The sequence below is a fragment of the Taklimakanibacter lacteus genome (assembly GCA_003576695.1).
GTDB classification, from domain to species: domain Bacteria; phylum Pseudomonadota; class Alphaproteobacteria; order Rhizobiales; family Aestuariivirgaceae; genus Taklimakanibacter; species Taklimakanibacter lacteus.
This window is the reverse complement of record QOZQ01000013.1, coordinates 129,251-154,418: the sequence shown is the minus strand read 5'-3', so window position 1 is coordinate 154,418 and position 25,168 is coordinate 129,251. Positions and strand designations below refer to the sequence as shown.

The window sequence follows — 25,168 nt, the reverse complement described above, 5'->3', positions numbered from 1 at the left end:
GTAAAATCGGGCCAAGATGATGGATGATGATTTCGAGCTGGGGACGCGTCTCGTCACGATCCACGCCCGGCCTTACATGGCCGGCGAGAGCACCGGCTGGCATCGCCACGCCCGCGGGCAGATTCTGAGCGCGTCGCAAGGCTTGATGATCGCGACGACCGAGCTCGGCGCCTGGTATGTGCCGACCGGCCATGCGTTGTGGATCCCGCCCGGGCTCGATCACGATGTCGCCATGCGGGGGGCGGTCACGATGCGCAGCGCCTATGTGGAAGAGACGGCCGCGGCGCGCCTGCCGTCGCGCTGCAAGGTCATCGTGACGTCGGACCTCCTGGCCGCATCCATCGAGGCGCTTGCCCGTGAGCCTCTCGACTATGACGAGGCCGGTCGGGGCGGCCATCTCGCTGCGCTGATCGTCGATGAGGTCGCACGCGCCGATGATGCGAGCCTGGCCTTGCCGATGCCACGCGATGCCCGTCTCGTCCGCCTGTGCAACGCCATGGTGACAAGGAGCGAGCGTCGCGGGCTCGATGACTGGGCCCATCTCATCGGCATGAGCCGGCGCAGCCTGACGCGCCATTTCCGCGCCGAGACGGGCCTGTCGCTGCTCGCCTGGCGCAAGCGCGCGGCCGAGCTTGCGGGCCTCGACTAATTCTTGAGGAACTTCCTGCGCAGCTCCGACACCGCATTGGCATGCGCATCGAAGCCTTCATATCTGGCGATGATGCGGGCCTGGCGCGCCAGCGCGTCATAGCCCATGCGCGTCACATGGCCGATCGAGGTGCGCTTCATGAAATCGAAGACCGAGAGTGCCGAGGCCGTCTTCGCCCAGCCGCCGGTCGGCAGCACGTGATTGGGACCGAGCACGAAATTGCCGAGGGTCGAGGGCGTGTATTCGCCGAGCAGGATCTCGCCCGCATGCTTGAACGAGCCGAGCCAGGCCATGGGCTCGCGGCTCATGATCTGCAGATGCTCGGGCGCATAGTCGTTGATGAAGGCGATGGCGCTCTTTGCATCGGGGCACAGCATGATGCCGCCTTGCGGGCCTTTCAGCACCGCTTCGGCATAGGCGACCCGTTCAGGGCTCATCTCCTTGAAGAACTGGGGCAGGGCCTTCGCCGCCGCATCGGCCACCTCGGGGTCCGCGGTCACCAGCCAGGCGGAGGAATCGGCGCCATGCTCGGCCTCGATCAGGAGATCGAGAGCGCAGAGCCGGCCATCGACGGTGCCGTCGGCGAAGATGATGGCCTCGCTCGGACCCGCCGGCGTCCCGGTATCGATGAGATCGGCGACGAGCCGCTTGGCCGCCACCACCCACGGGCTGCCGGGACCGACGATCTTGGCGCATCTGGGGATGGTCGCCGTGCCATGGGCCACGGCGGCCACGGCCTGGGCGCCGCCGCATTTATAGACGTGCGTGACGCCCGCCGCCTCGGCTGCGACCAGCGTGGCATCGTCGATATTGCCATCGGGGCTCGGCGGGGTGACGACCGCGATCTTCTCGACGCCCGCCACCTTGGCCGGGATGCAGGTCATCATCACCGAGCTCGGGAAAGAGCCCTTGCCGCGCGGCACATAGCAGGCGACGGACGGAATGGCGCTGATGCGGTCGCCGGCAAAGGCGCCGGGGCTGATCTCGTGCAGCCACATCTCCTCGGGCTTCTGGTCCTGGTGGAATTTCGTGATATTCGCGGCGGCAAAAGCGATGGCCTCGGCGACCTCGGGCGCCAGGGCCTTCCGTGCACGGATGAAATCTTCCGGCGTGGCGGCGAGCCGGTCGGCCGTGACCGGCGCCTTGTCGAACTGGCGGGTGAAGCGGGCAACGGCCTCATCGCCTTCCTCGGCGACCGCGGCGATGATCGGAACCACCTTTTCGAGATAAGGCCCGAGATCGCTCTCGGTTCGGGTGAGGCAGCGCCGCCGCTCGTCAGGCGACAGGCGCTCAAGCCTCACGACATTGAGGGCGGCGCTCATCTTTCGATGTGATAGGTGGTCGAGACGTAAGTCTCGTCTTCCTGGGCATTGCGCTCGAAGGCGAGGAAGTCCCAATAGCCGCAATTGTCCTTGCCGGGAAAATCGCGGCAGGCCCAGGGCCTTGCCTGATAGATGGTGCAGCGGCGCTCCTCGGTGTCGAAGAACTGGCAGATGCGGCCGTAATATTTGTCCTTCTTGCGGCGCATCACCCGGCTGTAGCCGTGCGAGGACTTGAAGAACTTCTTCTCCGCCTTGGCGAGCGGCATGTCGAAATGCTTGGCGATCCTCGCCGCATCGCGGTCCTTCACCTCGATGACCGGATAGGAGCAGCAATAGCCGGGGCATTTGAGGCAGTCATATTTCTTTCTGGGCATTATCCTTAAGCCTGTTTCTTCGTGGAGGCGCTCTTGATGCCGGCGAACTTCCGCTGCGTCTCGGCCATCTCGGCCTGCAGCCATTCGCGGAAGGCGCGTGCGGGAGCCGACTCCTTCGAACCCTTGGCGCGCACGATGAAGTAGCCGCCATGATCGCGCATGTCGAGTGGGAAGGGGCGCATGAGGCGGCCATTGAGCAGCGAGTCGGTGCACAGGATCATGTCGCCGAGGGCGAAGCCCTGGCCGGCTTCGGCGGCTTCGATGGCAAGGTGCCCCTGGAACACGGTGCCGCGCCAGTCCTCCACGCCCTTGATGCCGGCCGACTGCAGCCAGTCGGTCCAGTACTGCTTGCGGCTCTCATGCAGCAGATTGTAATCGGCGAGATCGGCGGGGGTGAGCGGCCCCGCATCCTTGATCAGGCCGGGGCTGCAGACCGGAAAGATATCGACATCCGAGATGAGCTTCTGGATCTCGACATCGCTCCAGCGGCCCTGGCCATAGCGGATGCCGAGATCGGCCTTGTCGGAGCGGAAATCGACAAGGCGGTTGTCGGGATCGATACTGAGCTCGATATCGGGATGCAGCTCGTTGAAGCGGCCGAGGCGGGGCACGAGCCAGCGTGAGGCAAAGGCGGGCTCGACCGAGACATTGAGGTTGCGCACGGCGCCCTGGGCCGCCGCCTCCAGCGTCGCTTCCGCCATATTGTCGAAGAGGGGCGTCAGGCGGTTGCCGAAGCGGCGGCCGGCATCGGTCAGGTCGACGCCGCGGCCGGTGCGGGTGAAGAGCTCGGTGCCCAGCCATTCCTCCAATTCGCGGATATGGCGGCTCACCGCGGCATGGGTGACGAACAGCTCCGCGGCCGCGTCGGTGAAGCTCTCATGCCGGGCGGCGGCCTCGAAGGCTCGGAGCGCATTCAGGGAAGGCAGGCGCCGGGCCATGGGGTGTCCTGTAAGTTTTCCTTACAGGCAGCGTAGGATAATGCCGTTTGTGGTGCAAGCGCGAATTGACTATCTTCCAATCACCCCAAGAGATGCCCGAGAAGAAAGAAGGAGATTGATCATGAACTGGATTTTTGAAGCATATTCAAATGTTTACAATGCGGCTATGATGCAGGACCAGTCCCGCCAGAGTCATGTTGCAACTGCGAAGAACGGCGCCGAGCCGAAGAGCTTCTCCCTGTTCAAGCCCTTCGTTCGCGGCTGACCCTTCAGACTTCTGACAAGCGCGATCAGGAAAAGTGGATACCGGTTTTCCGTCCGATCGCGCGCAATAAAAAGTGTTGCGGCTCCGTGGCTTAACGCCCCGGGGCCGCTGCTATTACGGTGACCTCCACCACCAGCCGGGGGTCGGCGAGGCCGGCCACAACCAGAAGTGTCGCCGCTGCCCGGTGGCCCTTCAGGACCTCGTCGCGCACCTGCCGATAGAGGCCGATCTGCGAGCGGTCGGTGATGAAGACGCGCGCATCCACGATATTGCGGTGATCCATACCGGCGGCCTTGAGGATGGCCAGCACATTGCCCCAGGCGAGGCGGTGCTGCGCTTCGGGGCTTTCCGGGATATTGCCCGAGGTGTCGGCGCCCACTTGCCCGGCGACGAACATATAGCGGGCGCCGGGCGCGATCTCGACGGCTTGCGCATAGTTGGAGAAGGGCTTCGGGGCCAAATCGGTTTCGATCTGCTTCAGCATGGGAACCTCGTTTTGGGGAGAGCGCCCTCATATATCCTCTTGCGCCCGGAACAGAAAGAGAACATAATTGCCGTGGATAAAGTCGATCCGCAGTGGATCGGAAGACAGGTTTGGTGGATTCACCACATCTGAGTTTAGTGCCCGGAAAGCAAGGAGAGCGGATATGGCCGGATCGGTGAACAAAGTCATTCTGGTGGGGAATCTCGGCAAGGATCCGGAAGTGCGCCATACGCAGGATGGGCGCGCGATCGTCAATCTGAGCATCGCCACATCGGAGAACTGGAAAGACAAGCAGACCGGCGAGCGCAGGGAGCGCACCGAGTGGCACCGCGTCGTCATCTTCAACGAGAACCTGGCGAAGATCGCCGAGCAGTATCTGAAGAAGGGTGCGAAGGTCTATCTCGAGGGCCAGCTGCAGACGCGCAAATACACCGACAAGGACGGGGTCGAGAAATATTCGACCGAAGTGGTGCTGCAGCAATATCGCGGCGAGCTCACCATGCTCGATGCGCGCGGCGGCGGCGGTGACAGCGGCTTCGCCAATGGCGGCGGCGACAGCTTCGGCCAGTCGAGCCCGATGGACCGCCCGCGCAGCGGCGGCGGTGGCCGGCCGCAGCAGAACTTCGCGCGCGATCTCGACGATGAGGTGCCGTTCTGAGGCATTTTGGGGGATACCCCGAGATTGACGATCATGGCCGGGCGCTCGATGGCCGATCATTTGCCCGTGACGGCCAAGACATATCCAAACAATGGTCGAATCTTGATGGATAGGCCATGATTAGTCGGCTCAAACACTGTTGCGGCCAATGACTCTGCAGCGAGCCATCGGGGTGGTTATGAAGCTCGCCGAGAGGCAGGCAATTGGCAACTATGCCATCACCGGAGCCGTGGCGGCGCTGAACTATATTCAACCCACCCTGACTGAAGACCTGGATATTCTCATCTCGATAGATGGCTTCGAGAAACGCGTGTCGGGCTTATTGTTGCTGACTCCAATAGACGGCGCGCTTGCCCAGATGGGATACACCGAACGAACAGGCCTCGGGTATATGATCGAGGAGTGGCCCGTTCAGTTCCTGCCGGTGGCTTCGCCCCTGGACGAGGAGGCGCTGGAGCAAGCCGAAGAAGTCAACATTGCCAAATCGGGCGCCACCCCGATTATGGCTCGGTGCCTAAGTGCCGAACACCTCGTCGCAAATGCCATAAAAGTTGGTAGATTCAAGGATTTGGCAAGGGTTCAGGCGTTTTTGGAACAAGATGCGATCGACTTTGAGCGCTTGAAAGGGGTTCTTAAGAGACATAATTTGTTATCGGCTTGGAGCGAATTCTGCCTCAAGGCGTCAATTAAAGATCCTTTGGCGACTGAACGATGAAAGACCGGAAGAGACAATATCCAGATAATTCGCTGATCTTCGCCCAAAAGGCCCTGTGGCGTCAGCGACGGGCAACTGCGACATTTGCCGAGAAGCTCGCTGCTTTGGACGATCTGAGAGAGCGTATTCAGCCAATTGTCAGCGCTCGCGAGGAACGCAAGAATGCGAGACTGCGCAAATCCGTAGCGCACCCAACCAACAACCATTGATGTTCGTTGGTTCAGCTCACTCGTCGATCTCGCCGTTCTGTTCTGGCCCGGGCCGGTTGCTCATCCGGAAGTCCGCCGAATGATTCAATTCGACAGATTTCGACTCGCCTCGGTTAAGTTCTTTCGCTTAAGCGGAGTCCTGCCATTCGAGGGGGATCTCTGCCGTGACTAGGCTCCTTGCCGCGCTGTCGATAGCGCTCACCGTCCTTTATGTGCCGGCCGCCTCCGCCGCGCAGCTCGTTTATGTCGAGTGGAAGGATTGCGGCTACTGCAAGGTCTTCAACCGGCAAATGATCTGGGCCTATGGATCGAGCGCGGTCGGCAGGAAGGTTCCGTTGCGGCGGGTGAACATCCTCGGCCGCTGGCCTGCTGATCTCAAGCGGGTGAGCCGGCCGTCCTATACGCCCGTCTTCATCCTGGTCGAAAACGGACGGGAAATCGGCCGCTTCGCCGGCTATACCAGCCCGCAGGGCTTCACGAGCAGCCTGCAAGGGTTGCTGAAAAGACGTCACTGACGCGCTTACCTTGGATTGCTGACACGCTCCGTCCCGACGGCGGCGTAAGCTTTCCGGCAAAGTGATCCGCTTCGCCGGATGCCGCGCCGGAGAGCCGAATGGACTTGGAGGCGGTGCATCACTATATGCTTGGCACTTGCCAGGAAGCACTCGCATTTATGTCCAAAGCCCCCATCCAGCGCCGCCTTGCCGCCATTCTGGCCGCTGATGTGGTCGGCTATAGCCGACTGATGGAGCAGGATGAAACCGCGACGCTGACTGACGTGCAGGCGCGCTGGGCCGATGTCGTCGAGCCGCTCGTCGCCAGCCATCAGGGCCGCATCTTCAAGCGAATCGGCGATGGCATGCTGGTCGAGTTCGGCAGCGCCGTCGCCGCCGTCGAATGCGCGGTGGAGATGCAGAAAGCCCTGGCCGCTGCCAATGAGGAGGCCTCGGCGGAACGGCGCATCGTGCTGCGCATCGGCATCAATATGGGCGATGTCATGGTCGATGGCGGCGATCTCTATGGCGCCGGCGTCAATGTGGCGTCCCGCATAGAGGGGCTTGCCGTTCCGGGGGGTGTCGCGATCTCGAACGCCGTGCATGAGCATGTGCAGGGCCGGCTCAGCATCGATTTCCGCGACGCTGGCCGACACGAGGTCAAGAACATCGAGCGCCCACTTCACATCTGGACATGGGCGCCGGATGGCGCCGCGCCTTCAGCTCTGGATGCGACGGGCGGCGCGCCGCAGCCGCCGACGGGCCGGCCGTCGATCGCGGTGCTGCCCTTCGACAACATGTCGGGAGATTCCGAGCAGGGCTATTTTGCCGACGGGATCACCGAGGACATCATCACCGACCTGTCCAAGGTCTCGGGCCTCTTCGTCATCGCCCGCAATTCCTCCTTCGCCTATAAGGGCCAGGCGCCCGACATCCGCAAGGTGAGCCGTGAGCTCGGTGTCCGCTATGTGCTCGAGGGCAGCGTGCGCCGGGTCGCCAGCCGGGTCCGCATCACGGCCCAGATGATCGACGGCGCGACCGGCGGCCATCTCTGGGCCGAGCGCTATGACCGCGACATGGCGGATGTCTTCTCGGTCCAGGATGAAGTAACCCGCACGATCGTCGATGCCCTCAAGGTGAAGCTCACCGCCGGCGAGGAAGCGCGGCGCGAGCACCGCGGCAAGGTCGACCCGCAGGCCTATGATCTCATCGTCCGCGCCCGGCAGACGCTTTTGCAGCTGCGGCCCGAGGCGGCCATGGAAGCCCGCCGGATGCTGGAGCGGGCGCTTGAGATCGATCCGGGATTGGCGGCCGCCTATGCGCGGCTCTCGATCATCACCTTCGCCGAATATGCCAATCAGTGGAACAACGCGACGGATGAAAACCTGACACGGGCCTTGCAGCTGGCGCGCAAGGCGATCGAAACGGACGACACCGAGCCGCAAGGCCATATTTCGCTCGCCATCGTCCTCAGCTGGATGCGCCGGCTGGATGAGGCGGAGCAGGCGGCGGAGCGGGCGCTGGCGCTGGCACCCAATCTGGCCGATGCCCATACCTGCCTCGGCAATATCAGGGATTACCAGGGCCGGCACGAAGATGCGGCTGCGCTCTTCACGCGGGCCTGCCGCCTCGATCCGCAATTCGACATGTCGCTGCATTTCCTCGGCCGCGCTCTGCTCGCGCTTGGCCGCTACGATGAGGCCGAGATCGCCTTCAAGCGGCGCCTGGCGCTGATGCCGCGCTCCGACATGTCGCGTTTCTACCTGGCCTGCCTCTATGGCCTCACCGGGCGCCCGGAAGAAGCCCGCCACGCCTGGCAGCAGACGCTCGAGGTCAATCCCAGTTTCTCGATCGACCACTTGCGGCGGACCTTGCCTTACAAGGACACCGCTCTCGTCGACCGCCTGGTGGACGGGTTGCGCAGTGCCGGCGTCGCTGTTACGGCGCCGCAAGTTGAGTGAGGAAGGCTAAGCCCGGATGGAAGACGTACTCTGGAAAATGATCCCCCACATGGCGGTCATTTGTCTTGCTGTTTGCTCGGGGCGATCGTCGCCTATAAGCCATCGTTCTTGGAGGAAGTGGTCGATCGCCTAAAGGACCCGAATAAGCCGACTTGGCGCCGATCTGCGTAATGTCGGTGTCGCCATCGGCTGCTAACTGGACAGTCGTTTCTCGTCGTCGATCAACGTGACTCGCGATGGTGCCGCGGTCCCCCATGCCCAGAGCACGAGATTGAGGTCGTGGCTGGTCGAGCCCGGCGCGAAGCTTTTCACCAGGAGGCCATGAAAGCCTCGAGCGATCAATCGCCGGGCGAAAGTTTGCGTGCGGGCCTCTCCGGTTGCTTTCACCTGGTCGCGCCATGAGGTGTCTGCAAGTGCAGCGGCATCCATGCCTTCGGCGGCAAGCGCCGCGTCGTCCCGACTGTCAAACACATGCTCGATATCGGCATCATAAGAGACGAGGGTGGTCGGCTGCAGGTTTCCCACCTGGTTGGCTTCGCGCAACGCGGTCATGACCGATAATGAAGTATAGAGAGCTGCGACGCCTTTGGGATTGAACCGGCCACCATAGAGTTCAGCACCACGACCCGACAGCGGTTCGCGCGCGTAGATTGGATTGAACGCGCGATAGAGCTTGCCCTGATAGTGGAGTGGCACAGACTAGGCGTGGACGCCGGCGTCGACGGCGTCGATATAGTCGAGCACTTCATCGGCTCGACCATTGCGGACGAGCTGCATGGCCGTCTGGCCAGAAAATCCCGGCAGAGGCTCGGACCGGTACCAGGCATAGGCAACCAACGCCGATCCGAAACGGGACTCCACCTTATTGACGATTTCTACCATCTCGCGCAGCCGGCGCTGGGTCTTGTCTGAGCGCACACGGTCCTGCCGCTGGACCGCATCCTTGCCGAGTCCGGCGGTGCGGGCCACTTCCTCGCTGGTGGTCCGGAAGACTTGCGCTATCTTGCGGGGCGCAAAAATCCCATTATCTGCATATTGAGCGAGACTCATATGTTTTGCCTCTCACTTTGACGCTATATAGCGTCAGAATGAGCGGCAATCAAGAGGGTGGGCGGAAGGTCGGCTCGTCAGTCGTAAATCAAATACGGGCCAGGAAGTCGAGCACTCTTCGCGTGAGGAGGAGGGTGGCCTCCGCGTCATAGGAAGGCAGCGAGCTGTCGGCGAAATAGTGCTGGTCGCCTGGATAGAGAAACAGCTCGGCGTCATCGGCCTTCGCCACGATCTCGCGAGCGTTGTCGATGTCGCCTTCGCCGGCAAAAACGGGATCATTGTCCATGCCGTGGATCTGTACCGGCACGCCGTCCGGCCAGGGACCGAAGGCCCATTCGCCGCTGATCGGAAGGCAGGAATAGAAGAGCAGGGCGCCGCGAGCGCCGGCGCGTGTCTGGGCAAGCTTCTGCGCCGGCAGCACGCCGAAGGAGAAGCCGGCATAGACGAGCTCTGCCGGCAGTTCGTCGGCGACGCGGGCACCGCGTTCGCGCATGGCGTCGAAGCCGGTCTCGTTGATGTGTGCCATGCCCTCATCGATGCTCGCGAAGATGCGCCCGTCGAAGAGGTCCGGCGTGTGGACTATATGTCCGGCAACCCGCAGGTCATTGGCAAAGGCATGAATGCCCGGGGTCAGCCCCTGTGCGTGGTGGAACAGCAGGACCTCAGCCATGGAAAGCCTCCGGAGAAATATTGCTCGCTGGCATCATTGCGGAGCTTTGTCCGGCACTGCAATCGATATCGCATGGTGAAAAGGCGACTGCTGACGAATTCTGTCCTTAAGGGTTCCTAGATTGCCGCAAAGGGAGAGGCGGCATGGCCATCGGACAGAAGCTCAACGAGACCTTGTGCGGTTTCATCGCGCGCCAGCCCTTGTTCTTCGTGGCGACCGCGGCGCCCGAGGGACGCGTCAATCTCTCGCCCAAGGGACTTTCATCCCTCAAGATCATGGATGAGCGGCGCATTGTCTGGTTGAGCTTGTCGGGCAGCGGCAATGAGACGGCGGCGCATCTCGCCGAAAGCGACCGGATGCCCCTGATGTTCTGCGCCTTTGCCGGCGAGGCGATGATTCTCCGCGTCTATGGCCATGCCAGGGTCTTCCATCCGCGCGACCGGGAATGGCCGGATCTCGCCCGGCTTTTTTTGCCCATGGCAGGGGCGCGGCAGATTTTCGACCTTGCGATCGACCTCGTGCAGACCTCCTGCGGCTCGGGCGTGCCTTTCATGGATTTCCGGGCGGAGCGCGGAACGGCCGAGCTTCTGCCGTTCTATGAGGCCATGAGCGAGGAGGGCCAGCGCGACTACTGGCGGCGCAAGAACACGCTCAGCATCGACGGCAAGCCGACAGGCATATTCCCGGACGCCGAAGGGCCGTAGTGAGATCAATCAAGCGCGGCCATGCCGAAAGGTGATTGCTTTTATCATACAAATGCAATGCTCGGACAGCCGGCGCGATGATAGGGTCCGGCAATCTGGTTGCGAGGACATTTGCCGTGAGCGAGATCTGGGGTGTGCTGGCGGCGGTGTTCTCCAGCGCTTTGGGCGGCACATCGATCGGCGCCACCCGTTATCTGGTGGGGACGCTCGATCCGCTGGCCATCGGCTCCTTCCGCTTCGGCATCGGCTTCATCCTGCTGCTGCCCTTGGTGATGCTGCGCCGGGAGAGCTGGCCTTCGCGTCGGGACTGGCTTGCCGTGGCGGCATTGGGCGTGCTGTTTTTCACGCTGTTCCCGATCCTGTTCAACGCGTCGCTGATCTTCACGACCGCGGCGCGGGGTGCGCTCGCCCTCTCGACCCTTCCGCTCCTGACGATGCTGGTCGGCGCCGCCCTGGGTAGTGAAGCGCTCAGCCTGCGCAAGACGGCCGGTGTGCTGATCGCGATGTCGGGCGTCGCTTTGGCGCTGCTGACGGGGCTGGCATCGGCACCTCCCGGCGCCTGGCGCGGTGACCTCCTCATGGCCGCCGCCGCCTTGTGCATGGCGCTCTACAGCATCTGGTCGAAGCCCTTCATCCGCCGCACCGGGCCGATCCCTTTCACCACCATGGCGATGGGTGTGGGCGCCTTGTGCCTGATCGCCATCTCCTGCCTACGGGGAAGCTTCGCGCCGGTCAGCGACTTCGCCGCGGCGCAGTGGCTTGCCGTCCTTTATCTCGGCGCCTTCGGCAGCGCGCTCACCTTCTATCTCTGGTCCTTTGCGCTGGAGCGGGCGTCGCCGACACGGGTGGCGATTTCGGTCACCGTCAACCCGATCAGCGCGTCACTGGTGGGGGCAGGGTTGCTCCATGAGCCACTGAGCTTCAACCTCATGGCCGGCATCGTGACGGTGTTTATCGGCATCTGGATCGCGACCGCCAAGGGGGCTGCCGCGACGCCCCGCGGAGGCCTCGCAAGGCCTTGATTTCAGGGCATGATTCGGACCGTCAGAAAGAGCATTTTTCCTACTCTTTTCAGGTGTTTGGCATTGCTCAGCCGAATCCCGGCAGCTAGTATGCTCTGCCGCTCGAATCGTTTCCAGGAACGTGGCCTCCCAGGCCTTCTCGACGGTCAGGGCGCTCCCCGCCAAAGTTGTCCGACTTGGGCGAGAAGGGAGCGCTTCAAAGAAGTGAAGCGACAGTCCATTCAGGTTTTCCGTGGCCGATAACGACGACAAGAACGATCCGAATTCCTCCGGCAATCCGGGCGAGATCCTCCCCATCTCCATCGAAGAGGAGATGAAGAAAAGCTACCTCGATTACGCCATGAGCGTGATCGTGTCGCGCGCCCTTCCCGATGTGCGCGACGGGCTCAAGCCGGTGCATCGGCGCATCCTCTACACGATGCATGAGAACGGCTTCACGCCCGACAAGCCCTACAAGAAATCGGCGCGCATCGTCGGCGACGTGATGGGTAAATACCATCCGCATGGCAATCTCGCGATCTATGACGCGCTGGTGCGCATGGCGCAGGATTTCTCATTGCGCCTGCCGCTGATCGACGGGCAGGGAAATTTCGGATCCGTCGACGGCGATCCGCCGGCTGCCGATCGCTACACGGAATCGCGCCTCGCCAAGTCGGCCATGCCCTTGCTCGACGATCTCGACAAGGACACGGTCAATTTCACGCCGAACTATTCGAACGAGTTCCAGGAACCGTCGGTCCTGCCGGCGAAATACCCCAACCTGCTGGTCAATGGGTCGGGCGGCATCGCCGTCGGCATGGCGACCAACATGGCGCCGCATAATCTGGGCGAAGTGATCGACGGCTGCATCGCCACCATCGACAATCCCGGCATTTCGATCGACGACCTGATCGCCATCGTCCCGGGGCCGGATTTCCCGACCGGCGCCATCATTCTGGGGCGCGCCGGTGTCAAGTCGGCGATGCATACCGGGCGCGGCTCGATCGTCATGCGCGGCAAGGTGCATACGGAAGAACTACGCAAGGAACGTGAAGCGCTCATCGTCACCGAGATTCCCTATCAGGTGAACAAATCGACGATGATCGAGAAGATCGCCGAGCTGGTGCGCGAGAAGAAGATCGAGGGCATCGCCGACATCCGTGACGAAAGCGACCGGCATGGCATGCGCGTCGTGGTCGAGCTCAAGCGCGACGCGATGGCGGACGTGGTGCTGAACCAGCTCTATCGCTTCTCGCCGCTGCAGACCACCTTCGGCGTCAACAATGTCGCCCTGACCGGCGGGCGGCCGGAGCTTCTCAATCTCAAGGATCTCATCCAGGCCTTTGTCGCCTTCCGCGAGGAAGTCGTCACGAGGCGCACCAAGTATCTCCTGAACAAGGCGCGCGACCGCGCCCATATATTGGTCGGCCTCGCCATCGCGGTCGCCAATATCGACGAGGTCATCGCCCTCATCCGGCGCTCGAAGGACGCGGCCGAGGCGCGCGAAGCCCTGATGGCCAAGGCCTGGCCCGCCAAGGACATGGCGCCGCTGATCGCCCTCATCGCCGATCCGCGCCACAAGCTCAATGCCGACGACACCTACAAGCTGTCGGAAGAGCAGGCACGCGCCATCCTGGAACTGCGCCTGCAGCGCCTGACCGCGCTCGGGCGCGAGGAAATCGCCGAGGAGCTGGAGAGGCTCGCCAAGGAAATTTCCGAGTATCTCGAGATTTTGCGCTCACGCGCGCGGGTGCTCGGCATCATCAAGGACGAGCTCGCCGCCATCAAGGCCGAGTTCGCCACGCCCCGGCGCACCGAGATCGTCGACAACGAGGGCGAGGTCGAGGACGAAGACCTCATCCAGCGCGAGGACATGGTGGTGACGGTGAGCCATACCGGCTATGTCAAGCGCGTGCCGCTGTCGGCCTATCGCGCGCAACGGCGCGGCGGCAAGGGCCGGGCCGGTATGCAGACGCGCGAAGAGGATTTCGTCACCAAGCTCTTCATCGCCAATACCCATACGCCGATCCTGTTCTTCTCGTCCGCCGGCATGGTCTATCGCATGAAGGTATGGCGCCTGCCGGTCGGCAACCCGCAAGCGCGCGGCAAGGCGCTGATCAATCTGCTGCCGCTGGCGCAGGACGAGCGCATCACCACGGTGATGCCGATGCCCGAGGATGAGCAGACCTGGGGCACGCTGCAGCTCATGTTCGCGACGCGCAGCGGCAATGTGCGGCGCAATGAGCTGTCCGACTTCGAGAGCATCAACCGCAACGGCAAGATCGCCATGAAGCTCGATGCGGGCGACCAGATCGCCAATGTCGACATCTGCACCGTCGCCGACGACGTGCTGCTGACCACGGCGCGTGGCCAGTGCATCCGCTTCGCGGTCGATGATGTGCGCATCTTCAAGGGCCGGGATTCCTCCGGCGTGCGCGGCATCAGGCTGGAGGACGGCGATCGCGTGATCTCGATGGCGCTGCTGCGTCATGTCGAGGCCTCGGCCGATGAGCGCATCGCCTATCTCAAGATGGCCCGCGCGGTATCGGGCGATGAGATCGAGGAGAACGGCAACGGCAATGGTAATGGCGAAGAGGAGGCGACGCAGGAGACATTGCTGTCGCAGGCGCGCTATGCCGAGATGGGAGCCGCCGAGCAGACCATCCTGACCGTGTCCTCCAACGGCTATGGCAAGCGCACGTCGAGCTTCGAATACCGCATCACCAATCGCGGCGGCAAAGGCATCGTCGCCATGGCGGTGAATGACCGCAATGGCCCGCTGGTGGCGTCCTTCCCGGTCGAGAACGAGGACCAGATCATGCTGGTGACCGATGGCGGGCAACTGATCCGCTGCCCGGTCAACGACATCCGCAAGGCCGGCCGCTCCACCCAGGGCGTGATCGTCCTCGACACGGCCGATGACGAGCATGTCGTCTCGGTCGAGCGCATCAGCGAGGAAGAAGAGGGCGGCGTCGAGGCGTAATCGCTTCGCCACCTATCGAGCCTTTCACCCTCGCCCCGCTTCCGCGGGGAGAGGGTAGGGGCCCGCCGCGCAGCGGCGGGAAGGGTGAGGAGCCTGCCGGTCGTGCTTCTTCACTTGCCCACCAGGGTGTCGGCGTTGTCGAATATGCTTGCGGCAAGCCCCTCACCCTCCCATTGCTCCGCAATGGGCCCCTCCCTCTCCCCGCTGAAGCGGGGCGAGGGGATGGCGGCAAGTCTTGCCTCCGCCTCGCTAAACATGTGAAGTGCCATCACCACATCGAGGCGATCCTCCATGACGACGATGCCCATCCGGCTGACCACGGCGCCACTGCGTGCGGAGGACATCTGTGCCATTGCCCGCCGTCGTTCGCGTATCGAGATCTCGCCCGAGATCCAGGTCCGCATCCGCGACAGCCGCGCGGTGGTGGAACGCCATGCCGCCGAGAACCGCCCTGTCTACGGGCTGACCACGGCGCTGGGGGCGGCCGTCGACACACCCTTGAGCGAGGAAGACCTGATCGCCTATCAGCGGCGGATTTCCTTTGGCCACGCCGTCGGCTTCGGCCCCAGCCTGCCGCGCGAAGCGGTGCGGGCGATGATGGCGGTCAGGGTGGCCGGCATGGCGGCCGGCGGCACCGGTATTTCGCCCGGCGTGTTCGAAGGACTGGTCGCGGCGCTGAATGCGGGCTTCCACCCGGTGGTGCCGTCGCTCGGGTCGCTGGGGGCCGCCGATCTGGCGCCGCTCGCCCATATGACGCTCGGCCTCATCGGCCAGGGGCAGGCGGAACATGGCGGCGAGACGATGCCGGCGATGGAAGCACTCAAGCGCGCCGGGCTGCCGCCCATCGACATCCGCGTCAAGGACGGCCATGCCCTCATCGTCGCCAACAGCCTCTCGGTCGCGCAAGCCTGCCTGGCGCTCGAGGATCTCGAGCGGGCTTTCCTGTGGTCGCTCAAGGGTGCCGCGCTCAATCTGGAGGCCTTCCGCGGCAATGCCGGCGCACTCGATGCTTCAGCCATGGCGGCGCGTCCGGCTTTCGGCCAGCGTGAAGTGGCGGCGCAATTGCGCGAGCTGCTGGCGGGCAGCGCGTTGTTCAGGCCAGGTGCTGCCCGGCGCATCCAGGATCCGCTCTCTTACCGCTGCGTGCCGCAGGTCTGGGGCGCGCTTCGCCATGCGATCGATGAGGCGCGCGCCGCGACCGGGATCGAGCTGGCGAGTTCGGGCGACAATCCGGTTGTGCTGGCAGCTGAGGACCGGATCGTCTCGCATGGCAATTTCGACATGACCGCTTTCGTCCTGTCCTGGGAGAGGCTGGCCCAGGCGCTGGCCCATGCGGCGGCCGGCATCGCCAACCGGACCATCAAGCTCATGTCTCCGCAGGTTTCGGGCCTGCCGCGCTTCCTCGCCGCCCAGGGCCAGAACCGCATCGGCTTCGCCATCGTGCAGAAGCCGGTCGCGGCGATGGAGGCCGAGATCCGTTTTCTCGCCTCTCCCGTCTCGCTGACCCCGATCGCGGTCTCCGACTGGATCGAAGACCAGTCGTCGATGGCGCCTACCGCCGTTGCCAAGGTGAACCAGATCGTCGAGCGCTTCCGCTATCTCATCGCCATGGAGCTGATCTCTTCGGTCCATGCCGTCGAGATCCGCGGCGTGACGGCGGAACTGGGGCAGGGGGCGGCAGAGGCCTATAGAACCCTACGCAGCCAGGTCGCGCCCTTCGACGAGGACCGCGAGCTCGGCAGCGATGTCGAGCGTGTTGCGGCGCTGATCGCCTTGGGTTGAGACGCGGTCTTGCGCTCGTGCCGTGAAATATGGGAAGTGAACCCGACTTTCCGGGGCACCTGATCTCCATGCCGCTCGATCTTTTCCTCGCTTTCCTTGCCGCCAGCACGCTTCTGTTCGTCAAGCCGGGACCGGCCATGTCGGTCATCGTCGCCAACAGCATCGGGCAGGGCATGCGGGGCGGCCTGGTCACGGTGGCCGGCAATGTCTTCGGCTTCGTCCTCCTGATCTCACTGGTAGCACTGGGCCTCGCCTGGATCGCCGATACCATGAAGACCTGGTTCGACTGGATCAGGCTCGGCGGCGCGGCCTTTCTGCTCTATCTCGGCGCCACGCGCCTGTGGTTCGCCGGCAAAGCCGGGCTCTCCGGCCCGCAGCCGACCGGGTGCCTGTTCCGCGACGGCTTCCTGGTCGCCGTCGCCAATCCTGAGGTGATCCTCTTCCTCGCGGCCTTCCTGCCGCCCTTTGTCGATCCCAACCGGCCGGCAGCACCGCAGCTCTCGATCCTCGGCGTGACCTTCATCGCGGTCAGCGCCATCATCGGCGCCATCCTGGCGGTGACGGCCGCCCAGGCGCGCAGCTTCCTGTCGGACGAGCGGCTCGTCTGGCTCGATCGCATCAGCGGCGGGCTTCTGGTCATCGCCGCCCTCTGGCTCGCCTGGCCGCGTTAGGTTTCGATTGCCAGGGCTTTGAGGCGATCCTCGCCGTCACCATCCCACTCCTCACTGGCGATGAGATTGCTGAGTGGCAGGCGCTGCCGCCAGCCCTTCGTCTCGAGCTCGGGCTTCCGCTCGAAATCGGCCACATAGCCGAGGCACAGATAGGCGACCGGCATGACATGGACGGGAATGCGGAGCAGGCTACGCAGTTCCTTCTTGTCGAGGATGCTGACCCAGCCCATGCCGATACCCTCGGCGCGCGCCGCGAGCCACAGATTCTGCACGGCGCAGACGGTGCTGTAGAGGTCCATCTCGGGATTGTGCCAGCGGCCGAGCGGCGCGTCGTCGGCGCGGGTGCGGTCGCAGGTGATGCACAGATTGACCGGCGCCTCGCTGATGCCCTCGAGCTTCAGCGCGCGATAGAGCGGCTGGCGGGTTTCTTCGACCTGCCGGACTTCCTCGGCCCGCGCCTTCAGCACGAGGTCGCGGATCCGGGCCTTCCGTTCCGCGTCGCGGATGACGATGAAGTTCCAGGGCTGCATGAAACCGACCGATGGCGCGTGATGGGCGGCGAGCAGGAGCCGGGCCAGCACGTCGTCTTGTATGGGCCGGCTGAGAAAGGAGCTGCGGATGTCGCGGCGGGTGAAGATGGCGCGGTAGACGGCGGCACGGTCATCGACATTGAAATCCTGCATCGCGTGTCCCCTTGCGCTGCATCGCTGTCCACCGCTTGACCATGCGTTGGACCTTCCTGCCGGGCCGGTCTTCTGGCTCGGGTTCGTCTCCTTTCAGCGCCTTCCCGGTATGACCAGTGGCTGGTTGCCGAAAGAATCCCCCTTACAGCGTTGGGCACGCCACGGTGTTGCACCGTGTTTCCGATTCTCTCCCGCAGGCTTGCGGGAGCACCAGGCAGTGGGTGGAGATTTAGGGGAGGGGGAGCCCCCTGTCCAGATTCCCCTTGCAATTGCGTTCACGCCCATGGCTTGCTTCCTCTCCGAACGTAGGAGACCCGCCATGACCCTCGAAGCCTATATCGCCTTTTGCCTCGCCGCCGTCGCCATCGTCATCGTGCCGGGCCCGACCGTCACGGTCGTCATCGCCAACAGCCTCAAATACGGCCAGCGCGCCGGGCTTCTCAATGTGGCCGGCACGCAGGCGGGCCTTGTGGTGTGGATGGTGATCGCCATACTGGGCCTTGCATCCGCCATCACCTTGATGGGCGTGTGGTTCGATGTCGTGCGCATCGCGGGCGCGGCCTATCTGATCTGGCTCGGCATCAAGCTGGTGCGCTCCAAGGGCGAGCTGCTTGCCGCCGCCGCCACGCCGCCCAAAGGCGGGTTCTTCCTGCAGGGCTTCATGGTCATCCTGTCCAATCCCAAGGTGCTGCTGGTCTTCGGCGCCCTCATCCCGCAATTCATCTCACCCAATGGCGACTATCTGAACCAGCTCATCCTGCTGGGCTTGACCTTCATGATCATCGCCACGGTGTTCGACAGCCTCTATGCCTTCGCGGCCGGCAATGCCGGGTCGTGGCTGTCGCACAGCCGGGTGCGTTTCGTCGAGGTGTCGAGCGGCCTCTGCCTCATCGGCGGCGGCGTCTGGCTGGCGCTGCGCGGGCGCTGATTTGCGCAAGCTAGCCATGTAAACTGGACGGTTGACAGGGGGCCGGCCAGCCGTCACGTAAACCCGGCATCCCAAGGAAAGCGTTGCATCATGCCGAGCTATCGTTCCCGCACCACCACCCATGGCCGCAACATGGCCGGCGCCCGCGGCCTGTGGCGCGCCACCGGCATGAAGGACAGCGATTTCGGCAAGCCGATCATCGCGGTGGTCAATTCCTTCACCCAGTTCGTGCCGGGCCATGTGCATCTCAAGGACCTCGGCCAGCTGGTGGCGCGCGAGATCGAGGCGGCGGGCGGCGTCGCCAAGGAGTTCAACACCATCGCCGTCGATGACGGCATCGCCATGGGCCATGACGGCATGCTCTATTCGCTGCCGTCGCGCGAGCTCATCGCGGACTCGGTCGAATACATGGTCAATGCGCATTGCGCCGATGCCATGGTGTGCATCTCCAATTGCGACAAGATCACCCCCGGCATGCTGATGGCGGCGCTGCGCCTCAACATCCCCGTCGTCTTCGTCTCGGGTGGGCCGATGGAAGCCGGCAAGGTGGTGCTCAAGGGCAAGGAAGTGGCGCTCGACCTCGTCGATGCGATGGTGGCGGCGGCCGATGAAAAAGTCTCCGAGCAGGACATGAAGGTCATCGAACGCTCGGCCTGTCCCACTTGCGGGTCATGCTCGGGCATGTTCACCGCCAATTCGATGAACTGCCTCACCGAGGCATTGGGCTTGTCGCTCCCCGGCAATGGTTCGACGCTCGCCACCCATGCCGACCGGCGCCGCCTCTTCATCGAGGCCGGCCATCTCGTCGTCGACCTGGCGCGGCGCTATTACGAGCAGGACGATGCCAGCGTCCTGCCGCGCTCGATCGCAAGCTTCGGCGCCTTCGAAAACGCCATGACGCTCGATATCGCCATGGGCGGGTCGACCAATACGGTGCTGCATCTCCTGGCCGCCGCGCATGAGGCGGAAATGGACTTCACCATGGCCGATATCGACCGGCTGTCGCGGCGCGTGCCGGTGTTGTGCAAGGTGGCGCCGTCGAAATCGGATGTGCATATGGAAGATGTGCATCGCGCCGGCGGCATCATGGCGATCCTGGGCGAGCTCGACCGCGCCGGCCTTCTCGACATATCGGTCGGGTCGGTTCATGCGCAGACATTGGGCGCGGCACTCGAGCAATGGGACGTGGTGCGCACCAAGAGCGCCAAGGTCAGCGATTTCTACCGGGCGGCGCCCGGTGGTGTGCCGACCCAGGTCGCCTTCAGCCAGGAGCGGCGCTATGACTCACTCGATCTCGACCGTGAGAAGGGCGTGATCCGCTCGGCCGAGCATGCCTTCTCCAAGGATGGCGGCCTCGCGGTGCTCTATGGCAATCTCGCCGAGCAGGGCGCCATCGTGAAGACGGCGGGCGTCGATGCCGGCATTCTCGTCTTTTCAGGCCCGGCGGTGGTGTTCGAAAGCCAGGATGCGGCGGTGAGCGGCATCCTCACCGGCAAGGTCAAGGCCGGCGATGTCGTCGTCATCCGCTATGAGGGGCCGCGCGGCGGACCCGGCATGCAGGAGATGCTCTATCCCACAAGCTATCTCAAATCGAAGGGCCTCGGCAAAGCCTGCGCGCTCATCACCGATGGACGTTTCTCCGGCGGCACGTCCGGCCTCTCGATCGGCCATGCCTCGCCCGAGGCGGCGGAAGGCGGGCTCATCGGGCTGGTCGAGACCGGTGACCCGATCGAGATCGATATCCCCAAGCGCACGCTCAATCTGTCGGTGCCGGAAGCCGAGATCGCGCGCCGCCGCGCCGCGATGGAAGCGCGCGGTGCAACGGCCTGGAAGCCGGTCGAAAAGCGCAATCGCAAAGTGACTACAGCACTCCGCGCGTATGCGGCCATGGCGACCAGCGCCGCCAAGGGCGCCGTCCGCCAGGTTCCGGAATAGCGGTCAGCCCATACCCAGCTTCTTCGCGAGGTCCTCGTCCCAGAAGGCGGCCTCGATCTTGTGGCCGTCGAGGTCGCGGATGAAGCAGCCGTAATAGGGCTCACCATAATCGGCGCGGCCCCCCGGCTTGCCGTCATCGCTGCCGCCCGCGGCAATCGCCGCCTTGTGGAAGGTATCGACCTCGGCCTTCGAGCCCGCCATGAAGCCGAAATGGATGCCATTGCCGGTGGCGGCCTTCTTGCCGTCATGCGGCTCCTGGACCCAGAATTCGGGAAACTGCTTGCCGAAAGCGGTGGCGCCCGGATGCTCCATGATGATCCGGCAGCCGAGCGTGGCCAGCACTTTCTCGTAGAAAGCACGGGCCTCCGTGTAGCGGTTGGTTCCGACCGAAACATGCGAAATGATTGAGGGATTGTCGCTGGCCATGATGATTCCTCCTCTTGTGGGGCAGAGCTTACCCGGCGCCGCTGACAGGTTGCGGCAGGAGCGCGATCGGGCTATGGCTTCCGCCATGGCGCGAACAGGCTTCTATCCCGGCAGTTTCGACCCCGTCACCTATGGCCATCTCGACATCATTGCGAGGGCGGCCAGGCTTGTGGACAAGCTCGTATTGGGGGTAGGCACCCATCATGGCAAGAAAGCCCTGATCGATGCCGAGACGCGCATCAAGCTGCTCGAGACGGTGGTTGCCCCGATCGCGCAGCACACCGGGGTCAAGATCGCGGTCGCGACCTTCGATGATCTGGCCGTCGATGCGGCACGGCGCGCCGGCGCCGGGCTCCTTATCCGCGGCCTGCGCGATGCATCCGACTTCGATTACGAGGTCCAGATGGGCCAGATGAACGGGGCCATGGCGCCCGACATCGAAACGGTCTTCCTGGCCGCGAGCCCGGCGACGCGGATGATCGCCTCATCTCTGGTCAAGCAGATCGCCGCCATGGGCGGCGACGTCACTTTATTTATCCCGAAGGAAGCTCTGGCGGCTGTGAAGACTGCCCTGAAAAAGCCGGCCTGATCGGGAAAACCGTTCCTCAACGCAAGGAGACACGAATGAAATTCAGACTGGGCCTGATCGGCCTCATCGGCGCCGTGGCGGCAAGCACCTTGCCGCTCGCCGCGCAGACCCTCGATCCGGAAAACACGCTGGTGATCACCACCTCCGAAAAGTGCAAGATCACCATCGGCCTCAGGCCCGATCTGGCGCCCAAGCATGTGGCGCGGATCAAGAAGCTGGCGCGCGAGAAGTTCTATGACGGCGTCATCTTCCACCGCGTCATCGACGGCTTCATGGCGCAGACCGGCGATCCAACCGGTACCGGCATGGGCGGATCGAACGAGCCCGATCTGCCGGCCGAGTTCAGCAAGGCGCATTTCGACCGTGGCACGCTCGGCATGGCGCGCGCCCAGAGCCCGGATTCGGCCAATTCGCAGTTCTTCATCATGTTCGCCGATGGCGGCTTCCTCGACGGCCAGTATACGGTGTTCGGCGGCGTCGCTTCCGGCATGGACTGCGTCGACAAGATCGCCAAGGGCGAGCCGCCGGCCAATCCCAGCAAAATGGTTTCCGTCAGAATCTTGAAGGATGTTCAATAATGGCTACCGATCTCGAAAACACTCTCTATATGGACCTCGCCAAGGGCAGGGTGGTCATCCAGCTGAGGCCCGATCTTGCGCCCAATCATGTGGCGCGCATCAAGGAGCTGGCGCGCGAAGGCTTCTATGACAATGTCGTCTTCCATCGTGTGATCGAAGGCTTCATGGCGCAGGGCGGCGATCCGACCGGCAGCGGCATGGGCGGCTCGAAGAAGCCCAATCTGAAGGCCGAGTTCTCCAAGGAACCGCATGTGCGCGGCGTGTGCTCGATGGCGCGCTCGTCCAACCCGGATTCGGCCAACAGCCAGTTCTTCATCTGCTTCGACGACGCGACCTTCCTCGACAAGCAGTATACTGTGTGGGGCAAGGTGACATCCGGCATGGAGTTCGTCGACCAGCTGAAGCGCGGCGAGCCGGTGCGCGACCCCGACAAGATCGTCAAGATGCAGGTCGCCGCCGACGCAAAGGGCTGAACCAGAATGGTGCCGATCGGAAAGTTCGGATTGCTGCTTTTCGCCACGATGCTCTGTGCCGGCAAGGCGCTGGCGACGGAAAACATCATCTGCAGCTCCGCGGATGAGAAAGCGGCCATGGGCTTTGTGGTCGGCACGACGCCGGGGCTCAGTCCCTTGAGCCTTACCATGGACGCCAATGGCAAGAGCTGGGCGACGAAGCCAGAGGGTAGCCAGATCGGCATCCTCGTCGCCCAGGCCTTCTCGGACGATGACGTCCTGCAGATCGACATCGCCGACGACAATGCCGAGCAGATCATCGCGAAGCTCCGGGTGACCCGGGCCCATGAATATGGCCAGGAGCCCATAGCCGCCGGCACACTCCACATCGTCGGGGTCGGCGCCTGGCCGGTGATCTGTGGCGGCGAATAGCCGAGCGCCATGCGCGTCGCCGACTTCGATTTCGACCTGCCGGATGAGCGCATCGCGCTCAGGCCCGCCAGCCCGCGCGACGCCGCCAAGCTCCTGGTCGTGCGTCCCCATGATCTTGCCGACCGCATAGTCCGGGATCTTCCCTCACTGCTGCGGGCCGGCGATGTCCTGGTCTTCAACAAGACGAAGGTCATTCCCGCGTCCCTGCATGGAAATCGCATCGGGCGCGGCGACGCCACGCCGCACATCGAGGCTCTCCTGCATCAGCGCATCGACGGCTCGCGCTGGAAGGCCTTCGCCAAGCCGGGCAAGCGCCTCCAGGCGGGTGACCGTATCCGCTTCGGCGCCGAAGGCCGCGTATGCCTGCTCGGCACGCTCGATGCGACTGTCGAGGAGAAGGGCGAGGGCGGCGAGATCACGCTGGCTTTCGATTTCTTCGGACCGACGCTCGATGAAGCCATCGCCACCTTGGGTGACATGCCGCTGCCGCCCTACATCGCCGGCAAACGCGACACCGACGACCGGGACCGGCAGGACTACCAGACGATCTATGCCGAGGAGGAGGGCGCGGTGGCGGCGCCAACGGCCGGCCTCCACTTCACCGACGATCTGATGAAGTCACTGCAAGATGCTGGGATACAAAGGGAATTCGTAACCTTGCATGTCGGGGCGGGCACCTTCCTGCCGGTGAAAGCGGAAGACACGCAAGACCACAAGATGCATTCGGAATGGGGCGAGGTGCCTGAGGATGTGGTCGAGCGGCTGAAAGCGGCCAAAGCCAGGGGACAGCGGATCGTCCCGGTCGGCACGACCTCGCTCCGGCTCCTCGAAAGCGCCGCCCGATCGGGCGAGCTCCGGCCTTTCTCCGGGTCGACCGATATCTTCATCACGCCGGGCTACCGTTTTCGGGTCGCCGATCTTCTTATCACCAATTTCCACTTGCCGCGCTCGACGCTGTTCATGCTGGTCTCCGGCTTCGCCGGCCTCGAGCGGATGAAGGCGGCCTATGCCCATGCGATCGCCCATGACTATCGGTTCTATTCCTATGGCGATGCCAGCCTGCTATTCCCTGCGGCGCCATGAGCGAGGGCTTTTCATTCACACTGCACAAGACGGATGGCGCGGCGCGGCGCGGTACGATCTCGACCGGGCGCGGCGAGATCCGCACGCCGGCCTTCATGCCGGTCGGCACCGCCGGCACCGTCAAAGGCCTCTATCCCGAGCAGGTCAAGGCGACCGGCGCCGACATCATCCTCGGCAATGTCTATCACCTGATGCTCAGGCCCGGGCCTGAGGAAGTGGCGAAGCTCGGGGGCCTGCACCAATTCGCCAACTGGCCCCATCCCATCCTCACCGATTCAGGCGGTTTCCAGATCATGTCGCTCGCCAAGCTGCGCAAGATCTCGGAGAAAGGGGCGGTCTTCCAGTCGCATATCGACGGGCGGAAATATGAGCTGACCCCTGAGCGCTCGATGGAGATCCAGCGTCTGCTCGGCTCCGATATCCAGATGCAGCTCGATGAATGCCTCATGTATCCGCATACCGACAAGGACGCCGAGCGCGCGATGCAGCTGTCCCTGCGCTGGGCCGAGCGGTCGCGCCAGGCCTTCGGGACGCAGCCGGGGCACGGCAATTTCGGCATCGTCCAGGGCGGGGTGAATGAAAGGCTGCGGCGCATCTCGGCCGAGGGCCTGCGGCAAATCGGCTTCGAGGGCTATGCCATTGGCGGACTGGCGGTCGGTGAAGGCCAGGCGCTGATGCTGCAGACGATCGAAAGCACGGTGCCCCATCTGCCGGTCGACCGGCCGCGCTATTTGATGGGGGTGGGCACGCCCGAGGACATTCTCGAAGCGGTGGCGCGCGGCATCGACATGTTCGACTGCGTGATGCCGACCCGTTCCGGACGCCACGGCCAGGCCTTTACCCGCTTCGGCAAGATCAATCTGCGCAATGCCAAGCATGCCGATGATCCCCGCCCGCTCGATCCGGAAAGCCCGTGCCCGGCCCTTTCGGTCTATTCCCGCGCCTATCTCCATCACCTGATCCGCGCCGGCGAGCTCCTGGGCATGATGCTGCTCACCTGGGCCAATGTCGCCTATTACCAGTCTCTCATGCAGGGCATGCGGGAGGCCATTACGGCCGGCCGGTTCGAGGACTTCCGGCTTGCGACCAAGGAACAGTGGAAGCGGGGCGATAATCTCGCCTAAAATTGCGC

General features: G+C 63.8%; 30 protein-coding genes and 1 riboswitch. Of the genes, 20 read left to right on the top strand and 10 right to left on the bottom strand.

Features of this window, described 5'->3' with window-relative positions:
- Positions 1 to 16: 16 nt before the first annotated feature.
- On the top strand, positions 17 to 649 hold the full coding sequence (locus tag DT068_RS24025; protein WP_162914418.1) for an AraC family transcriptional regulator: 633 nt from the start codon (positions 17 to 19) through the stop codon (positions 647 to 649).
- On the opposite strand, the gene hisD is transcribed toward DT068_RS24025, so the two are convergent.
- The 3 genes from hisD to gcvA are packed head-to-tail and all read right to left on the bottom strand — an operon-like array spanning position 646 to position 3,283.
- Entirely contained in the window at positions 646 to 1,971 is a 1,326-nt protein-coding gene (gene hisD, locus DT068_RS24020) for a histidinol dehydrogenase (protein WP_119392431.1), read from the bottom strand. The two genes, DT068_RS24025 and hisD, sit on opposite strands and share 4 nt — an antisense overlap.
- A complete protein-coding gene (locus DT068_RS24015) occupies positions 1,968 to 2,345 on the bottom strand; it encodes a YkgJ family cysteine cluster protein (protein ID WP_119392430.1) in 378 nt (125 codons plus the stop codon). The genes hisD and DT068_RS24015 overlap by 4 nt, the downstream gene beginning before the upstream one ends.
- A 5-nt stretch (positions 2,346 to 2,350) precedes the next feature.
- Positions 2,351 to 3,283, bottom strand: a complete 933-nt coding sequence (gene gcvA / locus DT068_RS24010) for a transcriptional regulator GcvA (protein WP_119392429.1) — start codon at positions 3,281 to 3,283, stop codon at positions 2,351 to 2,353.
- 121 nt (positions 3,284 to 3,404) lie between these two features.
- On the opposite strand from gcvA, the gene DT068_RS28190 reads away from it, so the two are divergent.
- Entirely contained in the window at positions 3,405 to 3,548 is a 144-nt protein-coding gene (locus DT068_RS28190; protein ID WP_162914417.1) for a hypothetical protein, read from the top strand.
- A gap of 91 nt (positions 3,549 to 3,639) precedes the next feature.
- On the opposite strand, the gene DT068_RS24005 is transcribed toward DT068_RS28190, so the two are convergent.
- The gene (locus DT068_RS24005; protein WP_119392428.1) at positions 3,640 to 4,032 is read right to left on the bottom strand and encodes a RidA family protein; all 393 of its coding nucleotides are present in this window, start codon (positions 4,030 to 4,032) and stop codon (positions 3,640 to 3,642) included.
- Between the two features lie 163 nt (positions 4,033 to 4,195).
- Between DT068_RS24005 and ssb the strand changes: the two genes are divergently transcribed.
- The 5 genes from ssb (at position 4,196) to DT068_RS23985 (ending at position 8,069) form a co-directional block, all read left to right on the top strand.
- Entirely contained in the window at positions 4,196 to 4,690 is a 495-nt protein-coding gene (gene ssb / locus DT068_RS24000) for a single-stranded DNA-binding protein (RefSeq protein WP_119392427.1), read from the top strand.
- A gap of 178 nt (positions 4,691 to 4,868) precedes the next feature.
- Positions 4,869 to 5,405, top strand: a complete 537-nt coding sequence (locus tag DT068_RS23995) for a hypothetical protein (protein WP_162914416.1) — start codon at positions 4,869 to 4,871, stop codon at positions 5,403 to 5,405.
- Entirely contained in the window at positions 5,402 to 5,614 is a 213-nt protein-coding gene (locus DT068_RS28185) for a hypothetical protein (protein WP_162914415.1), read from the top strand. The genes DT068_RS23995 and DT068_RS28185 overlap by 4 nt, the downstream gene beginning before the upstream one ends.
- 164 nt (positions 5,615 to 5,778) lie before the next feature.
- A complete protein-coding gene (locus tag DT068_RS23990) occupies positions 5,779 to 6,129 on the top strand; it encodes a transcriptional regulator (RefSeq protein ID WP_119392425.1) in 351 nt (116 codons plus the stop codon).
- Positions 6,130 to 6,287: 158 nt separating this feature from the next.
- Positions 6,288 to 8,069: an adenylate/guanylate cyclase domain-containing protein gene (locus DT068_RS23985; protein ID WP_119392477.1), complete on the top strand. Its 1,782-nt coding sequence runs from the start codon at positions 6,288 to 6,290 to the stop codon at positions 8,067 to 8,069.
- Between the two features lie 192 nt (positions 8,070 to 8,261).
- Here the strand turns inward: DT068_RS23985 and DT068_RS23980 are convergent, their stop codons facing one another.
- The 3 genes from DT068_RS23980 to DT068_RS23970 form a co-directional block, all read right to left on the bottom strand.
- On the bottom strand, positions 8,262 to 8,765 hold the full coding sequence (locus DT068_RS23980) for an RES family NAD+ phosphorylase (protein ID WP_119392424.1): 504 nt from the start codon (positions 8,763 to 8,765) through the stop codon (positions 8,262 to 8,264).
- A 3-nt stretch (positions 8,766 to 8,768) separates the two neighbouring features.
- The gene (locus DT068_RS23975; protein WP_119392423.1) at positions 8,769 to 9,119 is read right to left on the bottom strand and encodes an MbcA/ParS/Xre antitoxin family protein; all 351 of its coding nucleotides are present in this window, start codon (positions 9,117 to 9,119) and stop codon (positions 8,769 to 8,771) included.
- Positions 9,120 to 9,207: 88 nt separating this feature from the next.
- Positions 9,208 to 9,789 carry a dienelactone hydrolase family protein gene (locus DT068_RS23970; RefSeq protein WP_119392422.1) on the bottom strand — a complete coding sequence of 194 codons (582 nt, stop codon included), beginning with the start codon at positions 9,787 to 9,789 and terminating at the stop codon, positions 9,208 to 9,210.
- Positions 9,790 to 9,932: 143 nt separating this feature from the next.
- Here DT068_RS23970 and DT068_RS23965 point away from each other — a divergent pair, with 143 nt between their 5' ends.
- The 3 genes from DT068_RS23965 to gyrA all read left to right on the top strand — a co-directional run bounded on the left by DT068_RS23965 (position 9,933) and on the right by gyrA (position 14,477).
- Complete coding sequence (locus tag DT068_RS23965; protein ID WP_119392421.1) at positions 9,933 to 10,493, top strand: pyridoxamine 5'-phosphate oxidase family protein; 561 nt, start codon at positions 9,933 to 9,935, stop codon at positions 10,491 to 10,493.
- A 116-nt stretch (positions 10,494 to 10,609) separates the two neighbouring features.
- Complete coding sequence (locus DT068_RS23960; RefSeq protein ID WP_119392476.1) at positions 10,610 to 11,515, top strand: DMT family transporter; 906 nt, start codon at positions 10,610 to 10,612, stop codon at positions 11,513 to 11,515.
- A gap of 232 nt (positions 11,516 to 11,747) precedes the next feature.
- On the top strand, positions 11,748 to 14,477 hold the full coding sequence (gene gyrA / locus DT068_RS23955) for a DNA gyrase subunit A (RefSeq protein WP_119392420.1): 2,730 nt from the start codon (positions 11,748 to 11,750) through the stop codon (positions 14,475 to 14,477).
- 110 nt (positions 14,478 to 14,587) lie between these two features.
- Here the strand turns inward: gyrA and DT068_RS23950 are convergent, their stop codons facing one another.
- Positions 14,588 to 14,785 carry a hypothetical protein gene (locus DT068_RS23950; protein ID WP_162914414.1) on the bottom strand — a complete coding sequence of 66 codons (198 nt, stop codon included), beginning with the start codon at positions 14,783 to 14,785 and terminating at the stop codon, positions 14,588 to 14,590.
- Here DT068_RS23950 and DT068_RS23945 point away from each other — a divergent pair.
- Complete coding sequence (locus DT068_RS23945) at positions 14,769 to 16,259, top strand: HAL/PAL/TAL family ammonia-lyase (RefSeq protein WP_119392418.1); 1,491 nt, start codon at positions 14,769 to 14,771, stop codon at positions 16,257 to 16,259. The genes DT068_RS23950 and DT068_RS23945 overlap by 17 nt on opposite strands.
- A 68-nt stretch (positions 16,260 to 16,327) precedes the next feature.
- Positions 16,328 to 16,930 carry a LysE family translocator gene (locus DT068_RS23940; protein ID WP_162914413.1) on the top strand — a complete coding sequence of 201 codons (603 nt, stop codon included), beginning with the start codon at positions 16,328 to 16,330 and terminating at the stop codon, positions 16,928 to 16,930.
- On the opposite strand, the gene bluB is transcribed toward DT068_RS23940, so the two are convergent.
- Positions 16,927 to 17,613, bottom strand: a complete 687-nt coding sequence (gene bluB, locus DT068_RS23935) for a 5,6-dimethylbenzimidazole synthase (RefSeq protein WP_119392416.1) — start codon at positions 17,611 to 17,613, stop codon at positions 16,927 to 16,929. The genes DT068_RS23940 and bluB overlap by 4 nt on opposite strands.
- Before the next feature lie 45 nt (positions 17,614 to 17,658).
- Positions 17,659 to 17,843: riboswitch (cobalamin riboswitch) on the bottom strand.
- An 89-nt stretch (positions 17,844 to 17,932) separates the two neighbouring features.
- Between bluB and DT068_RS23930 the strand changes: the two genes are divergently transcribed.
- Positions 17,933 to 18,541, top strand: coding sequence for a LysE family translocator (locus DT068_RS23930; RefSeq protein WP_119392415.1), 609 nt, complete (start codon positions 17,933 to 17,935; stop codon positions 18,539 to 18,541).
- A gap of 90 nt (positions 18,542 to 18,631) precedes the next feature.
- Complete coding sequence (gene ilvD, locus DT068_RS23925; RefSeq protein WP_119392414.1) at positions 18,632 to 20,476, top strand: dihydroxy-acid dehydratase; 1,845 nt, start codon at positions 18,632 to 18,634, stop codon at positions 20,474 to 20,476.
- 3 nt (positions 20,477 to 20,479) lie between these two features.
- Here the strand turns inward: ilvD and DT068_RS23920 are convergent, their stop codons facing one another.
- Positions 20,480 to 20,902, bottom strand: coding sequence for a VOC family protein (locus DT068_RS23920; protein ID WP_119392413.1), 423 nt, complete (start codon positions 20,900 to 20,902; stop codon positions 20,480 to 20,482).
- 85 nt (positions 20,903 to 20,987) lie between these two features.
- On the opposite strand from DT068_RS23920, the gene coaD reads away from it, so the two are divergent.
- The 6 genes from coaD to tgt are packed head-to-tail and all read left to right on the top strand — an operon-like array spanning position 20,988 to position 25,160.
- The gene (coaD, locus tag DT068_RS23915) at positions 20,988 to 21,491 is read left to right on the top strand and encodes a pantetheine-phosphate adenylyltransferase (protein WP_119392475.1); all 504 of its coding nucleotides are present in this window, start codon (positions 20,988 to 20,990) and stop codon (positions 21,489 to 21,491) included.
- A gap of 35 nt (positions 21,492 to 21,526) precedes the next feature.
- Complete coding sequence (locus DT068_RS23910) at positions 21,527 to 22,069, top strand: peptidylprolyl isomerase (protein WP_119392412.1); 543 nt, start codon at positions 21,527 to 21,529, stop codon at positions 22,067 to 22,069.
- On the top strand, positions 22,069 to 22,542 hold the full coding sequence (locus DT068_RS23905; RefSeq protein WP_119392411.1) for a peptidylprolyl isomerase: 474 nt from the start codon (positions 22,069 to 22,071) through the stop codon (positions 22,540 to 22,542). Before DT068_RS23910 ends, DT068_RS23905 begins: the two co-directional genes overlap by 1 nt.
- A gap of 6 nt (positions 22,543 to 22,548) precedes the next feature.
- Positions 22,549 to 22,953: a hypothetical protein gene (locus tag DT068_RS23900; RefSeq protein ID WP_119392410.1), complete on the top strand. Its 405-nt coding sequence runs from the start codon at positions 22,549 to 22,551 to the stop codon at positions 22,951 to 22,953.
- A gap of 9 nt (positions 22,954 to 22,962) precedes the next feature.
- The gene (gene queA / locus DT068_RS23895) at positions 22,963 to 24,036 is read left to right on the top strand and encodes a tRNA preQ1(34) S-adenosylmethionine ribosyltransferase-isomerase QueA (RefSeq protein ID WP_119392409.1); all 1,074 of its coding nucleotides are present in this window, start codon (positions 22,963 to 22,965) and stop codon (positions 24,034 to 24,036) included.
- A complete protein-coding gene (tgt, locus tag DT068_RS23890) occupies positions 24,033 to 25,160 on the top strand; it encodes a tRNA guanosine(34) transglycosylase Tgt (RefSeq protein ID WP_119392408.1) in 1,128 nt (375 codons plus the stop codon). Before queA ends, tgt begins: the two co-directional genes overlap by 4 nt.
- Positions 25,161 to 25,168: the final 8 nt, after the last annotated feature.